This window comes from Streptomyces sp. NPDC096176 (assembly GCF_044763255.1).
Taxonomy (GTDB): domain Bacteria; phylum Actinomycetota; class Actinomycetes; order Streptomycetales; family Streptomycetaceae; genus Streptomyces.
On the sequence record NZ_JBIWFV010000014.1, the window covers coordinates 1 to 18,571 of the forward strand.

Here is an 18,571-nt window from a genome sequence, read left to right on the forward strand (position 1 = left end):
GCCAGTGAGCACAGCAGCGGGAGATCTGTTCCCGTCGCCTCCATGGCGCGGCGGGCGCCGAGGATCGCGGCCTTGGTCTGCAGCAGGTCCTGCGTCGTCTCCACCAGCAGTGCGTCCGCGCCGCCGGCGATCATGCCCTCGGCGTTCTGCTGGTAGGCGTCGCGCAGCACGGTGTAGGGGGCGTGGCCCAGGGTGGGCAGTTTGGTGCCGGGCCCCATGGAGCCCAGCACCCACCGCTGGCGGCCGGTCGAGGCGGTGAACTCGTCTGCGACCTCGCGGGCGATACGGGCGCCCGCCTCGGACAACTCGTACACCCGCTCGGGGATGTCGTACTCCCCCAGCGCGGCGTGGTTGGCGCCGAACGTGTTCGTCTCCACGCAGTCGACGCCGACCGCGTAGTACGCCTCGTGGACGGAGCGGACGATGTCGGGCCGGGTGACGTTGAGGACCTCGTTGCAGCCCTCGAGGTCCTGGAAGTCCTCGAGGGTGGGGTCCTGGGCCTGCAGCATGGTGCCCATCGCCCCGTCGGCCACCACCACCCGGGTGGCGAGCGCCTGGCGCAGTGCGTCGATACGGGTGGTGGTCAAGGCCGCTCCCCCAGTCCGGGGGCGAGCCGGTCGACCGCGGCCGGGCCGTAGGCGCGTTCGGCGGCGGCCAGCAGTTGCTGGGGATCGGTCCGGTAGGACTGGGAGCCGACCGCGCCGAGGGCCTGGGCCGCGACGACGCAGCCGAGGCGTGCGGCGCAGGTGAGGTCCAGTCCGCGGGCGACGGCGGCCAGGAAGCCGGCCCGGAAGGCGTCGCCGACGCCGGTCGGGTCGACGGCGGGGGCGTCGGGGACGGCCGGGACGGTCAGCGCCTCGTGGCCGGCGCGGTCGATGCGCACGCCGGCGCCGCCGAGGGTGGTGATCCAGGCGCCGACCTTGGCGAGGACGTCGGCCTGTTCCCAGCCGGTGCGTTCCAGCAGCAGGGCTGCCTCGTACTCGTTGGTGAACAGCCAGCGGGCGCCGTCGACGAGGTCACGTACCTCGGAGCCCTCCAGGCGGGCGAGTTGCTGGGAGGGGTCGGCGGCGAAGGGCAGGCCCAGTTCGCGGCACTCGCCGGTGTGGCGCAGCATCGCGGCGGGGTCGTTGGGGCAGACGAGGACGAGGTCGGGGCGGGCCGCGCTGCCGGTGGTCAGGTGCCACAGGTCGATGTCGCGGGCTTCTTGCATCGCGCCCGCGTAGAACGAGGCGATCTGGTTGGCGTCCTGGTCGGTGATGCACATGAACCGGGCGGTCTGGTGCTCGGTGGAGACCAGGACCGGGCCGGTGTCGACGCCGTGTTCCTTGAGCCACACCTCGTATTCGGCGAAGTCGCCGCCGACGGCGCCGACCAGCAGGGGGGTGAGGCCGAGGCTGCCGAGGCCGAAGGCGACGTTGGCCGCCACTCCGCCCCGGCGCACCTCGAGTGCGTCGACCAGGAAGGAGAGCGAGACATGAGCGAGCTGGTCGGGGATCAGCTGATCCGCGAACCGGCCGGGGAAGACCATCAGATGGTCGGTGGCGATGGAACCGGTGACAGCGATGCGCACGTCAGGATCTCCTCACAGGTCCGGCGGTCCTCAGAGACCGGCCGCGGCCTTGAGCCGGTGGGCGCGGTCGGTCCGCTCCCAGGTGAAGTCGGGCAGTTCGCGGCCGAAGTGGCCGTAGGCGGCGGTGGCGGCGTAGATGGGCCGCAGCAGGTCGAGGTCGCGGACGATGGCGGCCGGGCGCAGGTCGAAGACCTCGGTGATGGCCTTCTCGATGCGGTCCTGGGCGACGGTGCCGGTGCCGAACGTCTCGACGAACAGGCCGACCGGCTCGGCCTTGCCGATCGCGTAGGCGACCTGGACCTCGCAGCGCTCGGCGAGGCCGGCGGCGACGACGTTCTTGGCGACCCAGCGCATCGCGTACGCGGCGGAGCGGTCGACCTTGGACGGGTCCTTGCCGGAGAACGCGCCGCCACCGTGGCGGGCCATGCCGCCGTACGTGTCGATGATGATCTTGCGGCCGGTGAGGCCGGCGTCGCCCATCGGGCCGCCGATCTCGAAACGGCCGGTCGGGTTCACCAGCAGGCGGTAGCCCTCGGTGTCGAGCTTGATGCCGTCCTCGGCGAGTGCGGCCAGGACATGTTCGACGACGTGCTCGCGGATGTCGGGGATCAGCAGCGAGCCGAGGTCGATGTCGGCGGCGTGCTGGGAGGAGACGACGACGGTGTCGAGACGGACCGGGCGGCTGCCCTGGTACTCGATGGTGACCTGGGTCTTGCCGTCGGGGCGCAGGTAGGGGACGGTGCCGTCCTTGCGGACCTCGGTCAGCCGGTGCGAGAGCCGGTGGGCCAGCTCGATGGGCAGCGGCATCAGGGACGGTGTCTCGTTGGTGGCGTAGCCGAACATCAGGCCCTGGTCTCCGGCGCCCTGCTTGTCGAGCTCGTCGTCCTCGCCCTCGACGCGCGTCTCGTAGGCGGTGTCGACGCCCTGCGCGATGTCCGGGGACTGGGCGCCGATCGACACCGACACGCCGCACGACTCGCCGTCGAAGCCCTTGGCCGACGAGTCGTAGCCGATGCCCAGGATCGTGTCGCGCACGAGCTGGGCGATGGGTGCGTACGCCTTCGTGGTGACCTCGCCGGCGATGTGCACCTGGCCGGTGGTGATCAGCGTCTCCACCGCGACACGCGAGGTGGGGTCCTCGCGCAGCAGGGCGTCGAGGATGGTGTCGCTGATCTGGTCGGCGATCTTGTCGGGGTGGCCCTCGGTCACGGACTCCGAGGTGAACAGACGACGGGACATGACTCTCCAAGAAGCAGCGGGCGGGCGGGCGTCAGACGGTGGTGAGCGCGTGGCGGCTCGCGGGGCGCGGCAGGCCGAGGCGTTCGCGCAGGGTGGTGTGCCGGGGGCGGCCTGCGCGCAGGAGGGGGGCGAGGGTGGCGAGGACGGGGTCGTCGGCGCCCTTCAGCCGTACGGTGAAGCCGTCCGCGGCGCTGTCGGCGAGCAGCGCGGCGGCCTCGTCGGCGCCGTGCGCCGCGGGCAGCGGCAGCAGGACCTTGGTGTGCGGTGCGCGCTGTTTGGTCCCGCGCGCGGCGTCGGTGTCCTCGAGCAGGACGAGGTCCGCCGCGCCGGCGAGGGCGGGGTCGGTGACGGTGACGACGGGGTGGCCCTGAGGTGGGCGGGCGACGTTGAGGGGGCCCGCGACGTCGAAGTGCCGGCCCTGGTGGTCGAGGCGGTGGATGGCCGGCAGCCGCCAGTACAGGCCGTCGGTGCGGTCGTGCACGAAGGCGTCGTCGTCGAAGCTGTCCCACAGGCCGCGGACGGCCTCGATGAGTTCGCCGGTGCGGCCGTCGGCGTCGGCCGGGCCGGCCAGCCAGCCGGTGCGGCCGTGGCCGAGGTGGTCGAGCGACGCGGTGATCCGGGCCACGTGATAGGGGGCCTGGTCGGCGGGGAGCGGGGAGACGATCAGGCCGATCGTCTCGGTGGCGGCGGCCAGCGCGGCGGCCAGCGTCGTCGTCTCGAACCGGCCCTGCGCGCTGCCGCCCGGGGCGGCGCCGTCGTCGAGGACGACCGCGTCGAGGCCGGCGGCCTCGGCGGCGCGTACGGCACCGACGAGTGTGCCGAGCGAGTCGGCGGCGGGTCCGCGGGTGGCGATCTCGCCGACGAGGATGGGGGCGGTCATGCCGCTGCACCTGCCTTCTGAGGTACGTCGATGCCGAGGTTGGCCCGCAGGGTGGTGCCCTCGTAGGAGGTGCGGTACAGGCCGCGGCGCTGCAGCTCGGGCACCACGTGGTCGACGAAGTCGTCGGCGGAGCCCGGCAGATACGGGAAGTCGATGTTGAAGCCGTCGGCGCCCCGGCCAGTGAACCAGCTCTCCATGTGGTCGGCGAGCTGCTCGGGTGTGCCGACGACGATGTCGCCCATCAGCCGCAGGGCGAGCTCGCGGATGCTGAGGTTCTCGCGCCGGGCCAGGCCGATCAGCCGCTCGGTCGTCGACTGGGACTGGTTGGTGTACGGGATGTCGGGCACGGGCCCGTCGATCGGGTACTCGCTCAGGTCGACGTCACCGAGGTGGTCCTGCAGGGTGCGCAGGGCGACGTGGTCGTGGGTGAGGTCCTGCAGTTCCTGCAGGCGCTGCTCGGCCTCGGCCTCCGTGGCGGCGACGATCGGCGCGAGAGTGGGCCACACGAGGACGTGTCCGGGGTCGCGGCCGTGTGCGGCGACGCGTTGCTTGAGGTCGGTGTAGAAGTCCTGTGCGTCGGAGAGCCGGTTGTGCCGGGTGAAGATCACCTCGGCGTGGCGGGCGGCGAATTCCCGTCCCACGGGCGAGGATCCGGCCTGGATGATGACGGGGCGGCCCTGCGGGGGGCGGGCGATGTCGAGCGGGCCGGGCACCTCGAAGTGGCTGCCGCGGTGGTCGATGCGGCGGCCTTCGCTGTCCCACAGCTGCTTGACGACGTCGATGAACTCCTCGGCCCGCTCGTAGCGCTTGCCGTGCTCCAGATGCTCGGGGAAGCCGAAGTTGGCGGACTCCCACGGCGCGGCGGAGGTGACCACGTTCCAGCCGGCGCGGCCGCCGCTGAGGTGGTCGAGCGAAGCGAACCGGCGGGCGATGTGGGTCGGTTCGTTGTAGGTGGTGGTGGCGGTGGCGCACAGTCCGATGTGCTCGGTGACGGCCGCGTAGGCGGCGAGCAGTGTGAGCGGTTCGAAGTGCTCGGTGCGCGAGGTGCGGCACAGGGAGTCGAGGCGGGTGCCCCACACGGCGACGATGTCCGCGATGAACACGGCGTCGAACAGGCCGCGTTCGAGGGTGCGGGCGTTGTTCTTGTGGAAGTCGAAGTCGAGCTGGGCGTCCGCCTTGGTCGCCGGGTGGCGCCAGGCGGCCACATGGCCGCCGGGGCCGTCGATGATGCCGGCGAGGGTGATGCGCCGGCGGGGTGTGGTCACGGTGGTTGTCTCCTCGGTTCAGTTCTTGACGGCGGACGCCAGGATCCGGGCGAGGCTGCGCACGTTGTCGCCGGTCAGCATGGTCACGTGGTTGCCGGGCACGACCCGGATGGCGAGGTCTTCGACGTGGTCCTCCCAGCCGAGGCCGGGGCGGCCGTGGAACCGGTCGCTCTCGTCGTAGTCGGTGCCCTTGCCGAATCCGGTGTCCCCCGCGCGCAGCACGACGACGGGCCCGGGGTAGGGGCGGGGCCGGTAGCGCTGGACGGCCTCGACGCTGTCGCGCATGAGCGCGACCGGGTCGCCGCCGCCGTCGCCGCGCATCCACTCGGCGATCTGGGCGATCTCCGCCAAGTAGGCGGCGGAGCCGTCGGGTTCGTCGGCCGGGCCGGAAGCGGGAGCGGCGGCGGCGGGGGCGTCCGCGGGGGTGTCCGCGGGGGTGTCGTCGGCGGGGGCGGGCTGCGGCGCGGTGCGGCCTTCGGCGACCGACCGCAGCTGGTGCGCGAACGACCCGTCCGCCTCCGCGTCGGTCAGCTCACCGTCCGGTGCGCCCGCGTCGACCATCAGCACGAGCGGCGGCGTACCCCCTTCCGCGGTGATGCGCTGGGCGATCTCGTAGGCGATGACGCCGCCGCCCGAGAAGCCGCCGAGCACGATCCGTTCGCCCGCGTCCAGCGCGGGCCGCAGTGCCATCAGGTAGTGCTCGGCCAGCTGCTCCGTGGAGCGGTACTCGGGGTGCGGGTCGTCCACGCGCGGGTCGCGGATGCCGACCAGCGCCTCGGGGCCCGGGTATCCGGCCGCGAGCTGCGCGTAGCAGGCGACCTGGCCGCCGGGCGGGTGGACGAGGTGGATCGTGCCCGCGCCGGCCCGCCGGGCGGGGCGCAGCGGCACGAGCACCGAGGCGGCGCCCTCGGCCGTCTCGCTCCCGTCCGGGTCCTCGGCGAGGAGCCGGGCGAGCTGGCCGGCGCGGGGGTGGGCGAGCAGCTCGTCCAGGCGCAGGGTGCGGCCGGTGCGCAGGCTGATCTCGCGCAGCAGCCGCATGGCCAGCAGGGAGTGGCCGCCGGCTTCGAAGAAGTGCTCGCCTGGGTCGACGTCGGTGGTGCCGAAGACGGCCTCCCAGGCTGCCTTGACCAGGTCTGCCTCCGGCCCCTGCGGCCAGTGGGCGTCCTCGCCGGCGTCGGCCGGCTGCTCGGAGCGCTCGGCCATGCGCGGCAGGTCGGCGTCGGTGACGGTGGCCAGGACGTCGGCGACGGTGGTGGTCTCGTCGGCGGTGCCGGGCAGTTCGCGCAGCAGCCGGGCGCACTGGGTGACCAGCTTGTCGGCGTCGGCGTCGGCGATCCGGCCGCGGTCGTGGACCGCGGCGAGGACGAGCGAGCCGTCGACGTCGCGGTAGGCGAGCAGGGTGACCGGGAACGCGGTCTGCGAGCCGGCCGCGTCGGGCAGTTCGACGCGGATGCCCTGGGCGGCGAGCGCGGACTCCAGGTCGCCGGAGGAGCGGGGGTAGTTCTCGAAGACGATGAGGCTCTCGACGAGTTTCTCGCCCGCCTTGCGGCCGCTCCACTCGTGGATCTGGCCCGTCGACACCCATTCGTAGGCGGCCATGTCCAGCGCTTGGTCGCGCAGTTCGGTCAGCAGCCGGGGCAGGCTGTGGGCGGGGTCGACCTGGATGGTCATGGGCAGCGAGTTCATCAGCAGCCCCGGCAGGCGTTCGACCGCGTCGAGGGCGATGCCGCGGCCGGAGACGGTCACGCCGAAGCCCACCGGCGCGGGGCCGCTGGTGCCGCTCGCCCGGTACAGCAGCAGCGCCCACACGGCCTGCAGAGCACTGGACTCGGTCGCGGCGCGGGCCGCGGCCCAGGCGCGCAGCCGGTCCGCCTCCGCGGCGCTGAGCCGGCACTCGGCCCGGCCCGCACCGCTCTGGCCGGTCGCCGGGCCCGGGATCGCGGGCTGGACGACGGGGGCCGCGGCAGGGACGGCGTCGGACCAGAACTCCCGTGCGGGGGCGGTGTCCTGGTCGGCCAGCCAGCGCGAGTAGTCGCGCACGTCGGGGCGCCGCTCGCCGCCGGGCAGGACACCGCCGGCGAGGTAGGCCCGGTAGAACTCCTGGAGCAGGATGGACACGCTCCAGCCGTCCAGCAGCACATGGTGGAAGGTGAGCAGGATCCGCACCGCCGAGGGCTCGCCGCCGCTGTCGGGCGCCGGGTCGTCGACGAGGGTGACCCGCAGCAGGCCGGGGGTGCGCAGGTCGAAGCCGCGCAGCCGGTCGCTCTCCATCAGAGCGTCGAAGTCGGCGGACGCGGCGGAGCCCGCGGTGTGCCGGGTGACCTCGGGGGTGACGTGGTCGTGCAGGACCAGGCGGGGCTCGTCCTGCCAGTCGAACGCGGCGCGCAGCACGGTCTCGCGGTCGAACACGGCCTGCCAGGCGGCGGTGAAACGGCTGGTGTCCAGGGGGCCGTGCCAGCGCCAGAACAGCTGCTCCACGTAGCGGCCGGTGCCGCGGTGGGCGAGCGCGTCGAGGAGCAGGCCGTGCTGCTGGGGGGTGACCGGCACGGTCTCGGGGCCGTCGTCGTTGTCGTCGCCTTCGGCGGTGCGCGGGCCGGTGAGGACGGCCGGGGCGGCGGTCAGGGCGCGCGGGGCGCGGGCGGGTGCGGCGGCACCGGGAGCGGTGATCTCGGCCGCGGTCACCGTTCGCGGGTCGGTGCCCGCGAGCGTGGCCAGCACCCAGCTCATCTGGTCCACGAGCGCGTCGACGCCGGCCTCGTCCACACCGTCGGCCGGGCTCGGCACCCAGGTCAGGCCCATGCGCAGCCGGCCGCCGTGCACGATGCCGTACACCTCGATGCCGTACACCCGCTCGCAGCGGGCGGAGTGCTCGCGCGGGATGGGGCGGCCCGACATGCGGAAACCGCCGTTCGGGCTCAACTGGTCGGCCTGGCCGTAGTAGTTGAAGCACACCAGGGCGGGCGGCAGGTCGCGCAGCAACGTCCGCAGCCCGGCGTCCGGGGAGAACTCGCGGCACGCCCCGAAGCCGACGCCGCCGTCCGGCACGGCGGTCAGCGCCGCGCCGATCTGCGCCAGGTACTGCTCGGGGTGCACGGAGCGGTCGGCGCCCAGGACGACGGGGTGGATGGAGGTGAACCAGCCGACGGTACGGAACAGTTCGTCGCGGCCGTGCCGGCCGTGGGTCTCCACATCGAACGTCACGGCCCGTGTGCCGCGCCAGCGGGCGAGGGCCTGCGCGAACGCGCCGGTCATCACCTGGTGGACCTCCATGCCCAGTTGGCGCGGCAGGGGGCCGATGAGACGGGCGGTCGCCTCCTCGTCGAGGGCGAACTCGACCCGGCGGATGTGCTCCTCGTCCGGCGCGGGCGTGGTCAGCAGCAGGGTCTGCGCCTCGGCGCGGGCGGCGGCGAGGGTGCGCCAGTAGTCGGCCTCGCCGGGCCGGGCGGCGACGGCGGGCAGCGAGGCGATCCAGTCCTCGTAGCGGCACGCCTCGTCGGGCAGCACGGGCAGGGCGCCGTCGGCGAGCGAGGCGAGGGCGTGCTCGAGGTCCTCCAGCAGGATCCGCCACGACACGCCGTCGACGACGAGATGGTGGATGGCGATCAGCAGGTGGGTGGGGGCGGTCGCCGACCGCCGGTCGTGGGCGAGCAGGGCGCGTACGTGCACGCCGCGCAGCGGGTCGAGGCTGCGCTCGACGTCCTCCATCGCCCGGTCGAGCTCCGGCTCGCTGGTGATGTCCCGCTCCCACAGGACATCACGCGCCGGGTACGCGGCGAACGGCGCGGCCCGGACCATGAGCCGGCCCTCGGAGTCGTCGTCGAACCTGGCGGACAGGGCGGGGTGGGCGGCGACGACGGCCTGCAGGGCCAACCGCAGGACAGTGGCGTCGACGCGGTGGTTGAGCTCCAGCAGCACGGACTGGTTCCACTGGTGCGGGTCGGTCTTGATGTGCCGGAAGAACCAGGACTGCACGGGTGCGAGCGGCGACACCGCCCCCGCGGGCGCGGCGGCCCGCGGTTCGCCGTCGCTGCCCCCGCCGGGCTGCGCCGGTTGTGGCGGGGCGCCGTCGTCGAGGTGGGCGGCGAGGTCGGCCAGGACGGGGTTGCGGTAGATGTCGCGCATGGCGAGTGTGAACCCGGCACGGCGCAGCCGGGAGACGAGCTGCATGGCGAGGATGGAGTCGCCGCCGGCCTCGAAGAACTGCGCCTGGTCCCCGGTGTCCCCGAGCAACTCGGCCCACACGCTCCGCACGAGCTCCAGCACGCGGGGGGTGGGGGCGGGCGCGGCGGGCGTGTGCGTGCCCGCGCCGCTGTCCGCGGCGCGGTGGCCAGTGGCCTGGCCGGTGAGTGCGGGCGCGCCTGCGGCTGGGTGGTCAGCAGCCGGGCCGGCTGCCACCGGGGAGGCGGGCGGGACCGGGCGGTCGCCGTCCGCTGCCCGAGCGGCAACGCCGCCGGGGGCGGGCGCGGTCGTTGCGGGATGGGCGGCAACGCCGTTCGGTGAGGCGGGCGTCGACGGCTCCCCCGCCGTCGCGGGCGCCGCGGCGCCGGGTACGGCGCTCTGCGAGCCGGTGGCTGCCGCCGGGCCGTCGGGCCCGGACGCGGCCGCCGGGGCGGGGCCAAAGACGTCGGCGGCCGCGTCGGCCGTCAGGCGGGCGAGGGCCTGGCGGTCGGTCTTGCCGTTGGGGAGGAGGGGGATGCGCGGGACGCGGTGCAGGTGGGCGGGGATCATGTGGGACGGGAGCAGAGGCTTCAGTGCGGTGCGGATCGTCGTCGGGTCGGTCGCCGGGGCCACCACATGGGCCACGATCTGGAGGCTGCCGTGGGCGTGGCGGGCGGCCTGGACGGTGGCGTCCTCGACGCCGTCGAGGGAGATCAACGCGGCCCGGACCTCGCCGAGTTCGACGCGGTTGCCGTTGATCTTCACCTGGTCGTCGAGTCGGCCCAGGTGGGTCAGCGCGCCGCCCGGGAGCAGCCGGACCAGGTCGCCGGTGCGGTAGAGCGTGTCGGCCCGGCCGCCGAGGTCGAGCGTGCGGTAGCGGTCGGCGGTGCGTTCCGCGTCGCCGACGTAGCCGTCGGAGACGGTGCCGCCGCCGATCCACAGTTCGCCCGGCGCGCCCGGCGGCAGGGGTCGCTGGTGTTCGTCCAGGACGTGGCAGCGGATGTTGTCGAACGGCACTCCGATGGGGACCTCGGCCCGTCGGGTCCAGAAGGCGTCGTCGCCGCGCGCCCAGGAGTACACGGTGGAGTACGAGGTCTCGGTGGGGCCGTAGGCGTTGTGCAGCCGTGCGGGGTGGGCGGCCTCGAAGGCGGTGCGCAGCTCGTTGGGGAGGGACTCCCCCGTCGACACGACGGTGCGCAGGGTGCGGTTGGCGGGGAAGCTGTCGGCCTCCAGCAGCAGCCGCAGCTGGGAGGGGACGGCGTGCAGCAGGGTGACGCCGTGGCGTTGGAGGGTGTCGGCGAGCAGGTCGGGGTCGCGTTCGGCGTCGGGCGGTGCGACGACGAGGCGGGCGCCGGCGACGAGCGCGACGAGCATTTCGTGGGCGCTGACGTCGAAGGTGAACGGCGCCTTGAGGAGCATCGTGTCGTCGGGTCCGATACCGAAGTGCCGTATCGCGGCGAGAACGTCGGTGACCAGGGCGCGGTGGCTGAGCTGCACGCCCTTGGGCATGCCGGTGGAGCCGGAGGTGTAGAGGATGTGCAGGGCGCTGTCCGCGGTCGGCCCGCCGGCCGGGGGCGTCGCGTTGGCGGCGGCGAGGTCGCAGAGCAGGACGGTGTCGGGGCCGGGGTCCTTCGGGCAGGCCGCGGCGGTCGAGGCGTCCACGACGGCCAGCCGCATGCCGCTGCCGGCGGCGATGTGGCGGCGGCGCGCCTCGGGGTGCGCGGCGTCCAGCGGGACGTACGCGGCGCCGGTGCGCAGTGCCGCGAGCATCACCGCGACGGCCTCGTCGGTGCGCGGCAGGATGATGCCGACCCGGTCGCCGGGGCGCACGCCGCGGGCCGCCAGACCGGCGGCGTAGGCGTCGACGCGGGTGTCGAGGTCGCGGTAGGTCCAGCGGGAGTCGCCGAACTCGACGGCGACGGCGTCCGGCCGTTCCGCGACGCGGGCGCGCAGCAGGCTGTCGATGTCGGTGTCGGGGATGGGGTGGTCGGTGGCGTTGAGGTAGTCGAGGGTGGCGCGGGCGCGCGGCCCGATCCCGTCGAGCGCGGCGACGGGGGCGTCCGGTTGGCGGACCAGCTGCCCGGCGAGGGTGGTGACGTGTTCGGTGAACGCCTCCGCGGTGGCGGCCTCGATGCGGGAGGCGTCGTACTTGAGGCGTCCGCGCAGCCGGCCCTCGCCCTCGTACAGCTCCAGGGTGAGCAGTCCGAGGCCCGGTGTGGGCACGTCCTGGCGCCAGTGGGCGCGCAGCCCGCCGCGCAGGTCGACGCCGTCGGTGGCGGCGGCGGTGGCGTCGGCCCAGCTGTGCAGGACGAACGTGCAGTTGAACGGGGCGCCGGAGCCGGCGTGGGGGGCGAGTTTGGCGATCTTGGGGAACGGCAGCCGTGAGTGGTCGACGGCGCGGGCGAGTTCCCTTTGCACGCCGGTGACGAACGCGGCGGCGCTCAGGCCGTCCTGGCCGGGGGCGCGGACCAGCAGGGTGCGCACGAAGTGTCCGACGGTGCGGTCGAAGCGGGGGTCGGTGCGGGCGCCCAGCGGCACGCCGACGGTGGGCGCGGCCTGCCGGCCGTAGGTGGCCAGGGCCTTGAGGTAGGCGGCGAGCAGCACGGCGGCGGCGCCGGCGCGGTGGGCGCGGGAGAACTCGGTGATCTGCGTCCACAGTTCACGGTCCAGCTCGAGGGGGACGACCGCCTCCTGGGGGGCGCTGTCGTCGGCCGGTCCCTGGCCGCCGCCGGGGGTGTCGAGGGGGAAGTCGACGGTCAGGTCGGCGCCCTCGAGGCGCTCGCGCCAGTACGCCTCGGCGGCGGCGGTGTCCTTGTCCGCCTCGCGGGCGCGTTCGCCGACGTAGGTGCCGAAGGCGGCCGGGGCCGGGCCGGGGATGTCGCCGTGCTCGTAGGCGGTGAGGAGGTCGGCGAGGAGCAGGCCGGTGGACTCGCCGTCGACGACGAGGTGGTGGACGACGAGCAGCAGCGTGTGGTGCTCCGGGCCGTGGCCGATGAGGACGGCGCGCAGTACCCCGTCGCGTTCCAGGTCGAGTTCCTGCCGGGCGTCGGCGAGCAGGGACCTGGCGGGCCAGTCGCCGCCGGCGGCGCCCGCGGTGCGCCGCTCCAGGCGGGGAGTGCGGGCCGGGTCGACATGGAGGAAGGGCGGCCCGTCGCCGTGGTCGTCGTCGGCGACCCGCGCGGACAGCAGCGGGTGGCGGGCGACGAGCCGGCCGAGAGCGGCCTCGAGGGCGGCGGCGTCCAGCGGGCCGCGCAGGTCGAGGGCGAGCGGCACGTTGTACGGGGAGGCGGCCGGGTCGGCGCGGTGCTGCAGCAGCAGCCCCAGCTGCTCTTCGGTGAGCGGTATGCGGCGTGCCTCGTCCGCCCCTGGGCCGGCGGTCGCGAGGTGATGCGCGCCTGGGGTCTGGAGCTTGGTCATCGGGTGTCTCCTGATCGGATCCGAGGGCTTTGCCGCGGGCTGACCTCGGCCCGGCGGTCTGCACCGTCCGGGCACGAGCGTGGCGGGGTGCGCCGACGTGCCGCTGACGTCGGGCTGACGGGGTGTCCTGGTCGACGGCCGGTCGTCGGGTGCGCCGGGTACGGTCCCGGGGCCGCGCGCACCCGGCCCCCCTTTGGCCCTGCGGTCAGCGGGCCGTGCGGGACGTCACGAAGGCAGCGAGGCGGTCCAGGCCGGTGGTGATGTCGGCGGGGGTCAGCACGCTGTAGGACAGGCGGAGTTGGTCGAGGCCTCCGGTGCCGGCGTAGAAGTGGTACATCGGGGTCCACAGGACGCCGAAGCGGCGGGCGGAGTCCTCCAGTGCCTCCTCGTCAGCGGTGAAGGGGACGGTGAGGACGGCGAACAGGCCGCCGGCGGGCGTGTTCCAGGTGACGCCGCTGCCGGGCGGGAAGCGGGTGGCGAGCCCGTCGAGGAGGGCCCGCAGGTTGGCGCGGTAGACGGCGGCCTCGCGGGCGCAGGCACGTTCCATGCTGCAGCCGTTCTCGAGGAGCAGCCCGCCGATGACGGCCTGGGCGAGGGCCGAGGTGTTGAGGGTGAGCATGCTTTTGAGCTTGGCGAGCTGGTCGGCGAGCAGGCCGCCCTCGGCGACGGGCTGGTCGGCGACGACGTAGCCGATGCGGGCGCCGGGGAAGGCGGTCTTGGCGAACGAGCCGATGTGGACGACGCGGCCGGAGCGGTCCATGGACTTGAGGGTGGGCAGCCGGCCGCCGCCGTCGTGGAACATCGAGTACGGGTTGTCCTCGATCAGGAGGATGTCCAGCTCGTCCGCGGCGCGCAGCAGCCGCCGGCGGTCGGGTTCGGACATGCGGGCGCCGCCGGGGTTGGAGAAGTCGGGGACGACGTAGCAGGCGCGGGGCCGCAGCCCTTCGGCGCGGGCGGCGCGCACCGCGCGGGCGAGGTCGTCCGCGTCGAGTCCGCCGGGCCCTTCGGGTACCTGGCGGACCGTCATCTCGGTGAGGCGGGCGGCTCCGGTGAAGCCGACGTAGGTGGGGGCCGCGGCCAGGACGGTGTCGCGGTCGTCGCGGCGCAGGGCGCGCAGCAGCAGGACCATGGCTTCCTGGCAGCCGGTGGTGACCAGGACCGCCTCGGGGTCGGCGGTGATGTGCTCGTCGGTGTGCAGCTGGCGGACGACGAGGTCGTTGATGACGCCTTTGGTGGGCCCGTACTGGAACAGGGTGCGGCGTATCTGCTCCTCGCCGAAGCCGCGGTCCTGCTCGAGGTGCCGGGTGAAGCGCCGCAGGTGGCGGTGGAGGGCCTCGGTCTCGTAGTGGCCCTCGTAGGGGCGGCCTGCGGCGAACGACACGGCCTGGGGGTGGTTGCCGGTGATCTCGTTGAGCAGGGTCATCGAGGTCAGGGCCGGGTCGGTGAGGCTGGCGTGCAGGTCGGCGGTGGTCAGCGGGGGTGCGGCCAGGCCCGGCGCCTCGAGCAGGCCCGCACTCACGCGGCCGTGCCGTTCATCGCGTCGATGAGGCTCTGCGGCCGCATGTCGGTCCAGTGCTCGGTGATGTGGGCGAGGGCGCTGTCGCGGTCGGTGGCCGGCAGGGCGACGGTCCAGCCGGCCGGGACCTCGGCGAAGGACGGCCACAGCGAGTACTGGCCCTCGTGGTTGACCAGGACGAGATAGGTGCCCTCGGCGTCCTCGAAGGGGTTGCTCATATTAGTCTCCCGGTGTTCGGCGGTGGCAGGGGTGTGGTGGTCCCCGCCCAGGCTGTCGGGGGCTGCTGCCAGCGGGCTGACGCGGCGCTGACGAGGTCGGCGGTCAGGTCGAGCAGGACGGGGGCCGGGTCCTGGGCGAGGTGGAAGTGGCCGCCGGGGAAGGTCTGTTCGCGGACGGGGCCGGTGGTGGCGGATCTCCAGCCGGCCGCTTCGGCGGCGGTCAGTTCCGGGTCCTCGGTGGCGCGGTGCACGGTGATCGGGGTGTGCAGCAGGGCGCCGGGGCGTGGCCGGTAGGTCTCGGCGAGCGCGTAGTCGGCGCGGGCGGTGCGCAGCACGATGTCGACCATGTCGGGGTGGGCGAGGAGTTCGTCGGGGAAGCCCTCCAGGCGCCGCAGTTCGGCGATGAGGGCGCTGTCGTCGGCGCGGTGGACGGCGCCGGGGCGGACGAGGTGAGGGGCGGGCATGCCGGAGACGATGAGCCGCAGCGGCGGGTGTCCGGCGGCCTGGAGGCGCAGCGCGGTCTCGTGGGCGACGAGTGCGCCGAGGCTGTGCCCGTAGAGGGCGTACGGCCCGTGGGTGAGGGGGCGGGCGGCGTCGGCGGCCTGGTCGGCGAGGGTGTGCAGGTCGTTGTGGAGGGGTTCGGTGATGCGGTCGGCGTGGCCGGGGTACTGGGCGGCGTGGAGTTCGACGCCGTCGGGCAGCAGGGCGGGCCAGTGGTGGTAGGCGGCGGTTCCGCCGCCGTGCGGGAAGCACAGCAGCCGCAGGCGGGCGGCGGGGCGGGGGGTCGGGCACCGGTACCAGGGGCCCGGGGTGCGGGTGTTCATATCGCCGCCGCCCGGCCGGCGGGCCATTCGAGGCCGGCCACCGCGTCCAGGATGCGCTGGACGTCGGGCAGGTAGTGGGTTTCGAGGAGGGGTGCGGGGTAGGGCACGTCGAAGCCGGTGACGCGGCCGACGGGTGCTTCCAGGTGGTAGAAGCATCGTTCGGTGATGCGGGCGGCGATCTCGGCGCCGGGGCCGGCGAAGCCGTGGGCCTCGTGGACGACGACGGCCCGGCCGGTGCGGTTGACGCTGGCGCTGACGGTCTCCTCGTCGAAGGGTGCGAGGGTGCGCAGGTCGACGACTTCCAGGCTCAGTCCCTGTTCGGCGGCGGCGTCGGCGGCGGCGAGGGCTGTGGGCAGGGCGGGTCCGTAGGTGACGAGGGTCGCGTCGGTGCCCCGGCGGCGTACGGCGGCCCAGCCCAGGGGGCCGGTGTCGGTGGGCAGGCAGGCCTGTTCCTTGTGCCAGTACAGGCGTTTGGGTTCGAGGAAGACCACGGGGTCGGGCCAGTCGATGGAGCGGCGCAGCAGCGAGTAGGCGTCGGCGACGGTGGCGGGGGCGACGACGGTGAGGCCGGGGGTGGCCATGTAGTAGATCTCGGAGGAGTCGCTGTGGTGCTCGACTCCCCCGATGCCGCCGCCGTAGGGGATGCGGACGGTCAGCGGCAGGGGCAGGGTGCCGCGGGTGCGGGCGCGGAACTTGGCGACGTGGCTGACGAGTTGTTCGAAGGCGGGGTAGGCGAAGGCGTCGAACTGCATCTCGACGACGGGCCGGTAGCCGTACATGGCCATGCCGACGGCGGTGCCGATGATCGCCGATTCGGCGAGGGGGGTGTCGAAGCAGCGGTCCTCGCCGAATTCGTGGGCCAGGCCGTCGGTGACGCGGAAGACGCCGCCGAGGGTGCCGACGTCCTCGCCGAAGACGAGGGTGTTCTCGTCGGCGCGCAGCGCGTCGCGCAGGGCGGTGTTGAGGGCCTTGGCCATGGTGACGGTGCCGGGTGTGTCGGTGGGCATCAGATGTCCTGTCCGGCGGCGGCCGTCTCTGCGGCGAGGAGGGCCGCCTGGGCTTTGAGGTGGTGCGGCGGCTGGTGGTAGACGTGCTGGAACATTTCGGCCGGGTCGCGCCGGGGCGGGGTGTCGAACGTGCGGCGCAGGCGGGCGGTGAGCTCCTCTGCGGCGCGCGCGGTTTCCGCGACGGCCTGCTCGTCGAGGACGCCGTCGGCCAGCAGGCGGCGTTCCAGGCGGGCGACGGGGTCCTTGCGGGCCCAGGCGGCGACTTCGTCGGCCGGGCGGTAGCGGGTGTCGTCGTCGGCGTTGGTGTGGGCCTCGATGCGGTAGGTGAGGGCTTCGACGAGGGTGGGGCCGCCGCCGGTGCGGGCGCGGTGGGCGGCCTCGGCGACGGCGGCGTGGACGGCCGCGGCGTCGTTGCCGTCGACGCGGACGCCGGCGGTTCCGTAGCCGGCGGCCTTGTCGGCGAGGGTGCGGGCGGCGGTCTGCTTGGCGAGCGGGACGCTGATGGCGTACTGGTTGTTCTGGATGAAGAAGACGACGGGGGCGCGGCGCACGGCCGCGTAGTTGACGGCTTCGTGGAAGTCGCCCTCGCTGGTGGCGCCGTCGCCGATGTAGGCGAGGGCGACGGTGTCGTGGCCGCGCATGCGGGCGGCGTCGGCGAGTCCGGCCGCGTGCAGGCACTGGGTGGCCAGCGGGGTGCACTGGGGGGCGGTGCGGTGGGCGCGCGGGTCGTAGCCGCAGTGGCGGTCGCCGCGGAAGAGGGTGAGGACCTCGGTGGCGTCGATGCCGCGGGTGAGCAGGGCGACGCTTTCGCGGTAGGTGGGGAAGAGCCAGTCGGTGGCGCGCAGGGCGAGCACGGACGCGGTCTGGCAGGCTTCCTGGCCGCGTGAGGAGGGGTAGACGGCGAGGCGGCCCTGCCGGGTGAACGCGGTGGCCTGCCGGTCGAAGGCGCGGCCGGTGACCATGGCCCGGTACAGCTCGAGCGCGGTGCCGTCGGGCAGTGAGGGCCCGGCCGGCTGTGCGGCGGTGCGGGGCGCGGTGTCGAGCACGGTCATCGGGGACCGCCGCCGCGGCTGCGGTTGATCCAGGTGCGTTCCAGGGTGTCGGTCAGGGCGGGGCTGTGCAGCAGGCAGGCCTGTTCGTAGGCGTACTGGGCCAGGTAGCGGCGGAAGAGGTCGGCGGGTTCCTCGACGAGGTTCAGCATGCGGCGGTTGGCGCCGACGGCCGGGTTGTCCAGGTGCTGGGCGGCGCGTTCGACGGCGGTGTCCATGGTGTCGGCGGGCGCCGTCTCGTCGACGATCGGGGAGGCTTCGGGGTCGGCGGCCTTCAGTTTGTGGCCCCAGAAGATCAGGCGGCGGGTGAGGCGGGAGCCGGCCGGGTGCAGCAGACGCAGGTTGGACACGCCGGGCACCAGGCCCTCTTCCATGGCGGGGAGGCTGAACCAGGCGTCGTCGGCGGCGACGACCCGGTCCATGACGGGCAGGATCTGCAGCCCGCCGCCGATGGCGAAGGAGTCGACGGCGCCGACCCAGGGCTTGTCGGCGTCGGGCCACCAGCCGTCGCCGATGCTCTCGTCGAGGCACAGGCCGCGGACGAACTTGGCGATGTAGCCGGCCTCGCGGCGCAGCAGGAAACCGAGGAGGGAGATGTCGCCGTGGTAGAGGTGGGTGAGGTTGATGCCGGAGCTGAAGACGCGGCGGCCGGCGTAGGCGGGGTGGGTCTGGGCGGCGCCGCGCAGCACGCCGACGTGGCTGGAGGGGTCGAGGAGCACCAGGTCGGTGCCGGTCTCGAGGGCTTCGACGGCGGCGTCGTCCTCGGCGTTGAGGAACTCGTCGTTGCACAGTTCGAGATGGGCGATGCCGTCGCGGCGGGTGACGGTGGCGATGCCCAGGTCGGTGTGGCCGGTGAGCCGGTAGTCGAGGAGGGCGGCCAGGGCGCGCGGGGTGGGGCGCAGCATGGAGCGCAGCAGGTGGTTGCCGGCGGTGGGGGCGTTCAGCACGGCCTGGAGGAAGACGCCGACGGCGATCTCCCAGCCTTCCTTGTTGCGCTGCATGTGTCGTGCGTCGTCGGCGAGTTGGGCGCGGGTGGGGACCAGGCCCGGGAAGTGGTGGGCGGCGAGGGAGACCAGTTCGTCCAGGCGGGGGCTGAGGGTGAGCCCGTCGGTCAGCTCGGCGTAGACGCGTTCGGCGTGCGCGGCGAGGAACCGGCGCCGTACGGTGCGGGCCTCGTCGTGGACGGCGGCGGCGTCGCTGTGCTGGTCGCGGGTGCGTTCGGTGCGCGGCGGCAGGGCGGCGACGATCCGCATGGTGGACTGCAGGTAGGTGGTGACGGCGGCGCGGTCTGCTCCGAACTCGCCGGTGGGGACGGGCGGGTGGGCCGGCAGCGCACGCAGCACGGCGGCGGTGGGCGGGGCGTCGGGCGTGTGGGCCGGCAGGGTCCGGTCGTCCGCTGCGAGGGTCGGTGTGCGCACGGTGTGTCTC

Annotated in this window: 12 protein-coding genes; all 12 read right to left on the reverse strand. The window is 74.1% G+C overall.

What is annotated here, in order from left to right:
• Positions 1-587, reverse strand: a 587-nt coding sequence (locus tag ACIQ7Q_RS29835) for a homocysteine S-methyltransferase family protein (RefSeq protein WP_403868777.1), incomplete at its 3' end; no start/stop codon positions are given.
• Positions 584-1,570 (reverse strand): carbohydrate kinase family protein, encoded by a 987-nt coding sequence (locus ACIQ7Q_RS29840; protein ID WP_403868780.1) that lies wholly within the window; start codon positions 1,568-1,570, stop codon positions 584-586. The genes ACIQ7Q_RS29835 and ACIQ7Q_RS29840, both read right to left, overlap by 4 nt.
• A gap of 30 nt (positions 1,571-1,600) precedes the next feature.
• Positions 1,601-2,809 carry a methionine adenosyltransferase gene (metK, locus tag ACIQ7Q_RS29845; protein WP_403868783.1) on the reverse strand — a complete coding sequence of 403 codons (1,209 nt, stop codon included), beginning with the start codon at positions 2,807-2,809 and terminating at the stop codon, positions 1,601-1,603.
• Between the two features lie 31 nt (positions 2,810-2,840).
• Positions 2,841-3,689 carry an LLM class flavin-dependent oxidoreductase gene (locus ACIQ7Q_RS29850; RefSeq protein ID WP_403868786.1) on the reverse strand — a complete coding sequence of 283 codons (849 nt, stop codon included), beginning with the start codon at positions 3,687-3,689 and terminating at the stop codon, positions 2,841-2,843.
• Positions 3,686-4,954 carry an LLM class flavin-dependent oxidoreductase gene (locus ACIQ7Q_RS29855; protein ID WP_403868789.1) on the reverse strand — a complete coding sequence of 423 codons (1,269 nt, stop codon included), beginning with the start codon at positions 4,952-4,954 and terminating at the stop codon, positions 3,686-3,688. Before ACIQ7Q_RS29855 ends, ACIQ7Q_RS29850 begins: the two co-directional genes overlap by 4 nt.
• 18 nt (positions 4,955-4,972) lie before the next feature.
• Entirely contained in the window at positions 4,973-12,529 is a 7,557-nt protein-coding gene (locus ACIQ7Q_RS29860) for an amino acid adenylation domain-containing protein (protein WP_403868792.1), read from the reverse strand.
• A 205-nt stretch (positions 12,530-12,734) separates the two neighbouring features.
• Positions 12,735-14,048 (reverse strand): PLP-dependent aminotransferase family protein, encoded by a 1,314-nt coding sequence (locus tag ACIQ7Q_RS29865; RefSeq protein ID WP_403868794.1) that lies wholly within the window; start codon positions 14,046-14,048, stop codon positions 12,735-12,737.
• Complete coding sequence (locus ACIQ7Q_RS29870; protein ID WP_356636333.1) at positions 14,045-14,263, reverse strand: MbtH family protein; 219 nt, start codon at positions 14,261-14,263, stop codon at positions 14,045-14,047. The genes ACIQ7Q_RS29865 and ACIQ7Q_RS29870 overlap by 4 nt, the downstream gene beginning before the upstream one ends.
• A complete protein-coding gene (locus ACIQ7Q_RS29875; protein WP_403868797.1) occupies positions 14,260-15,087 on the reverse strand; it encodes a thioesterase II family protein in 828 nt (275 codons plus the stop codon). Before ACIQ7Q_RS29875 ends, ACIQ7Q_RS29870 begins: the two co-directional genes overlap by 4 nt.
• Positions 15,084-16,094, reverse strand: a complete 1,011-nt coding sequence (locus tag ACIQ7Q_RS29880) for an alpha-ketoacid dehydrogenase subunit beta (protein WP_403868799.1) — start codon at positions 16,092-16,094, stop codon at positions 15,084-15,086. Before ACIQ7Q_RS29880 ends, ACIQ7Q_RS29875 begins: the two co-directional genes overlap by 4 nt.
• The gene (gene pdhA, locus ACIQ7Q_RS29885) at positions 16,094-17,146 is read right to left on the reverse strand and encodes a pyruvate dehydrogenase (acetyl-transferring) E1 component subunit alpha (RefSeq protein WP_403868802.1); all 1,053 of its coding nucleotides are present in this window, start codon (positions 17,144-17,146) and stop codon (positions 16,094-16,096) included. Before pdhA ends, ACIQ7Q_RS29880 begins: the two co-directional genes overlap by 1 nt.
• Positions 17,143-18,561 carry an enoyl-CoA hydratase/isomerase family protein gene (locus ACIQ7Q_RS29890; RefSeq protein WP_403868806.1) on the reverse strand — a complete coding sequence of 473 codons (1,419 nt, stop codon included), beginning with the start codon at positions 18,559-18,561 and terminating at the stop codon, positions 17,143-17,145. The genes pdhA and ACIQ7Q_RS29890 overlap by 4 nt, the downstream gene beginning before the upstream one ends.
• Between the last annotated feature and the right edge of the window lie 10 nt (positions 18,562-18,571).

Coding starts and splice junctions, on each gene's coding strand:
- metK (WP_403868783.1), bottom strand. CDS start 2,809: ATGTCCCGTCGTCTGTTCACCTCGGAGTCCGTGACCGAGGGCCACCCC.
- ACIQ7Q_RS29850 (WP_403868786.1), bottom strand. CDS start 3,689: ATGACCGCCCCCATCCTCGTCGGCGAGATCGCCACCCGCGGACCCGCC.
- pdhA (WP_403868802.1), bottom strand. CDS start 17,146: ATGACCGTGCTCGACACCGCGCCCCGCACCGCCGCACAGCCGGCCGGG.
- ACIQ7Q_RS29870 (WP_356636333.1), bottom strand. CDS start 14,263: ATGAGCAACCCCTTCGAGGACGCCGAGGGCACCTATCTCGTCCTGGTC.
- ACIQ7Q_RS29860 (WP_403868792.1), bottom strand. CDS start 12,529: ATGACCAAGCTCCAGACCCCAGGCGCGCATCACCTCGCGACCGCCGGC.
- ACIQ7Q_RS29875 (WP_403868797.1), bottom strand. CDS start 15,087: ATGAACACCCGCACCCCGGGCCCCTGGTACCGGTGCCCGACCCCCCGC.
- ACIQ7Q_RS29880 (WP_403868799.1), bottom strand. CDS start 16,094: ATGCCCACCGACACACCCGGCACCGTCACCATGGCCAAGGCCCTCAAC.